This is a genomic window from Streptomyces sp. NPDC058964 (assembly GCF_042741275.1).
Taxonomy (GTDB): domain Bacteria; phylum Actinomycetota; class Actinomycetes; order Streptomycetales; family Streptomycetaceae; genus Streptomyces.
This window is the reverse complement of sequence record NZ_JBHYKH010000669.1, coordinates 693-4,167: the sequence shown is the minus strand read 5'-3', so window position 1 is coordinate 4,167 and position 3,475 is coordinate 693. Positions and strand designations below refer to the sequence as shown.

4 protein-coding genes are annotated in these 3,475 nt (G+C 70.4%); 3 read left to right on the top strand and 1 reads right to left on the bottom strand.

Features of this window, described 5'->3' with window-relative positions:
• Positions 1-44: 44 nt before the first annotated feature.
• On the bottom strand, positions 45-830 hold the full coding sequence (locus ACFW2E_RS42630) for a hypothetical protein (protein WP_384476283.1): 786 nt from the start codon (positions 828-830) through the stop codon (positions 45-47).
• Positions 831-980: 150 nt separating this feature from the next.
• Between ACFW2E_RS42630 and ACFW2E_RS42625 the strand changes: the two genes are divergently transcribed.
• The 3 genes from ACFW2E_RS42625 to ACFW2E_RS42615 all read left to right on the top strand — a co-directional run bounded on the left by ACFW2E_RS42625 (position 981) and on the right by ACFW2E_RS42615 (position 3,350).
• Positions 981-1,778 (top strand): ABC transporter ATP-binding protein, encoded by a 798-nt coding sequence (locus ACFW2E_RS42625; RefSeq protein ID WP_384476280.1) that lies wholly within the window; start codon positions 981-983, stop codon positions 1,776-1,778.
• Positions 1,779-1,828: 50 nt separating this feature from the next.
• Positions 1,829-2,260, top strand: a complete 432-nt coding sequence (locus ACFW2E_RS42620; RefSeq protein ID WP_384476277.1) for an NfeD family protein — start codon at positions 1,829-1,831, stop codon at positions 2,258-2,260.
• A gap of 130 nt (positions 2,261-2,390) precedes the next feature.
• Positions 2,391-3,350 (top strand): SPFH domain-containing protein, encoded by a 960-nt coding sequence (locus tag ACFW2E_RS42615; RefSeq protein ID WP_384476275.1) that lies wholly within the window; start codon positions 2,391-2,393, stop codon positions 3,348-3,350.
• The last annotated feature ends 125 nt before the right edge of the window (positions 3,351-3,475 follow it).

Genomic DNA, 3,475 nt, shown 5'->3' with positions numbered 1-3,475 from the left:
CCCCCAGGGGCGCCGACACCGGCGCCGGCCACGAAGATCCCCGCTCACCGCCCCCGTTCCCGCTCCTCCACAACGGAGTTGTACGCCGCGACCTGCGCCCGCCGGGCCGTCCGTTCCACGGGCCGCAACGCAGCGCCGCGCGCCGCCATCTCGGACGCGCTCACCGCACCGCCGGGCCCCTTCTCGTGGGCGAGGGAGACCAGCAGCCCCACCCGCTGCGCCAGCTCCAGCACCCGCACCGCCCGTGGCGGATAACCCGGCGCCAGCACCTCGCGTCCCCGCTCGGCCCGCGCCCGGTACGCGTCGATCGCCGCCTCCGCCACCGGCCCCGACCCGGCCACGTCCAGTCGCGAGAGCACCGCCGTGGCGTCCCGCAGCGCCTCCGCCAGCTCCCGCTCGGCCTCACCCAGCGACGGCACATCGGCGGGCGGCGCCTCCCGCACCGGCAGGCAGTGCCAGACCACCTCGACATGCACATCACCGGCGGGCCCCGCCTCGTACACCTCCGGCACCAGCCCGAACGCGGCACCGTGACAGACCACCGCCTCCTCGGACTCCAGCGCCCGCGCATTGAACTCCGGCGGCCCGCTCAGCCCGAGCGGATGCCCCGGTGCCGGCAGCGCCACACGCAGCGCGGTCACCCCCAGCGTGCGCAGCCGCCCGAGCGCGAGCGTGAGACCGACCGGCGCCGACTCGCCCGGCAGCCCTTCGACCCGGTGCACGGCGTCGTCGCCGACGATCGCGAGCACGGCGTCGTCCGGAGAGGCAAGTCCGGCCAATAGGGCATTTCCCCAAGCGGCAAGGCGTCCTGAACGCGGTTCCGAGAGCATGCCCCCACCCTAAGGACCGGACCGATGGAATGGACCGCGCCACCGGTGGCGTAGATTTCGTAGGGGCTGCGCCCACCGGCGCGGCGGCCCGAGCCACAGGCGTACGCGACAGCCGAGACCGGCCACACTGCAAGGGGAGACAACGCGCTCATGAGCGATGTTCTGGAGCTTCAGGACGTATCCGTGGTCCGCGAGGGCCGGGCTCTGGTGGACCAGGTCTCCTGGTCGGTGAAGGAGGGCGAGCGCTGGGTCATCCTCGGCCCCAACGGCGCCGGCAAGACCACCCTCCTGAACGTCGCCTCCAGCTACCTCTACCCCAGCAAGGGCACCGCCAGCATCCTCGGTGAGACCCTCGGCACGCCCGGCACCGACGTTTTCGAGCTGCGCCCCCGCATCGGCATGGCAGGAATTGCCATGGCCGACAAGCTCCCCAAGCGCCAGACCGTCCTCGAAACGGTGCTGACCGCCGCGTACGGCATGACCGCGCACTGGCAGGAGGACTACGAGGAGGTCGACGAGCAGCGCGCCCGCGCCTTCCTCGACCGCCTCGGCATGAGCGACTACCTGGAGCGCAGGTTCGGCACGCTCTCCGAGGGCGAGCGCAAGCGCACCCTCATCGCCCGTGCCCTGATGACCGACCCCGAACTGCTCCTCCTCGACGAGCCCGCCGCCGGCCTCGACCTCGGCGGCCGCGAGGACCTGGTCCGCCGCCTCGGCCGCCTCGCCCGGGACCCGATCGCCCCCTCCATGATCATGGTCACCCACCATGTCGAGGAGATCGCCCCGGGCTTCACCCACGTCCTCATGATCCGCCAGGGCAAGGTCCTCGCCGCGGGCCCGCTCGAACTCGAACTCACCTCCCGCAACCTCTCCCTCTGCTTCGGCCTGCCCCTCGTCGTCGAGCAGGTCGGCGACCGCTGGACCGCCCAGGGCCTCCCGCTGTCCTGAGCCCTTTCGCGCCCTGTCGGCAGCGGGACTCGCGGTCCTACCATGACCATGTGAACGACATCGACGCGTGGGTGTGGTGGCTCGTCGGCGCGGCCGCGCTCGGAATCCCGCTCGTGATTACCGCGATGCCGGAGTTCGGCATGCTCGCGGTGGGCGCCGTCGCGGCCGCGGTCGCCGCCGGCTTCGGCCTCGATGTCGTGGTCCAGGTGCTCGCCTTCGTCGTCGTATCGGTCGCCCTCATCGCCGTCGTACGGCCCATCGCGGTCCGGCACGGTGCCCAACGCCCCCAACTGGCCACAGGCGTGGAAGCGCTGAAAGGCAAACAGGCCGTCGTACTGGAACGCGTCGACGGCTCCGGAGGCCGCATCAAGCTCGCCGGCGAGGTCTGGTCGGCGCGTTCACTCGACACCGGCCACACCTACGAAGTGGGCCAGGAAGTGGACGTCGTGGACATCGAGGGGGCCACCGCGATCGTCATCTGACCTCGCAGGACGCAACTGAACCGAACACCCCACGAGTTGTGCGACGGTCTGTCAGACTCGAGCAGCAAGATCTTCAACAACCATAAGATCTGCCGAGGTGCCGAGGCGGAGAAGGGTACGGGGAGCCACGATGGAACCGGTCATCATCGTATTGATCATTCTGGTGGTGTTGGTCTTCATCGCCCTGATCAAGACGATCCAGGTCATTCCACAGGCCAGCGCCGCCATCGTCGAGCGCTTCGGCCGGTACACGCGGACACTCAACGCGGGCCTCAACATCGTGGTCCCGTTCATCGACACCATCCGCAACCGCATCGACCTGCGCGAGCAGGTCGTACCCTTCCCGCCGCAGCCGGTGATCACCCAGGACAACCTGGTGGTCAACATCGACACGGTCATCTACTACCAGGTGACGGACGCCCGCGCGGCCACCTACGAGGTCGCCAGCTACATCCAGGCCATCGAGCAGCTCACGGTCACCACGCTCCGCAACATCATCGGCGGCATGGACCTGGAGCGCACCCTGACCTCTCGCGAGGAGATCAACGCGGCCCTTCGCGGCGTGCTCGACGAGGCCACCGGCAAGTGGGGCATCCGCGTCAACCGCGTCGAGCTCAAGGCCATCGAGCCGCCCACCTCCATCCAGGACTCGATGGAGAAGCAGATGCGCGCCGACCGGGACAAGCGCGCCGCGATCCTCACCGCGGAAGGTACGCGGCAGGCCGCGATCCTCACCGCCGAGGGTGAGAAGCAGTCCCAGATCCTGCGCGCCGAGGGTGAGGCCAAGGCCGCCGCCCTGCGCGCGGAGGGCGAGGCGCAGGCCGTCCGCACCGTCTTCGAGGCCATCCACGCCGGCGACCCCGACCAGAAGCTGCTCAGCTACCAGTACCTCCAGATGCTCCCGAAGATCGCCGAGGGTGACGCCAACAAGCTCTGGATCGTCCCCAGCGAGATCGGCGACGCCCTCAAGGGCCTGTCCGGCGCCATGGGCAACTTCGGCCCCCTGGGCGGTGGTTCGGGCGGCGGCGGAAACACCGTCCCGCAGCAGAACAACGGCTCCGAGCGCCGCGAGAAGCCGTCGATCGACTGACCCGGACGGAACACGGGAACGGAACACGGGAACGGAACACGAGAGGGGGGCGCCGCCCCCCGGAAGGGCCCCCCCCCCCGGGTACCCGAACCCGCCCGCGGGGGCCACCCCAACCGCCCCCCCAC

What these genes read in the sequence shown, in the direction of transcription:
- ACFW2E_RS42625 (WP_384476280.1), top strand. Translation starts at nt 981, where the DNA reads ATGAGCGATGTTCTGGAGCTTCAGGACGTATCCGTGGTCCGCGAGGGC.
- ACFW2E_RS42615 (WP_384476275.1), top strand. Translation starts at nt 2,391, where the DNA reads ATGGAACCGGTCATCATCGTATTGATCATTCTGGTGGTGTTGGTCTTC.
- ACFW2E_RS42630 (WP_384476283.1), bottom strand. Translation starts at nt 830, where the DNA reads ATGCTCTCGGAACCGCGTTCAGGACGCCTTGCCGCTTGGGGAAATGCC.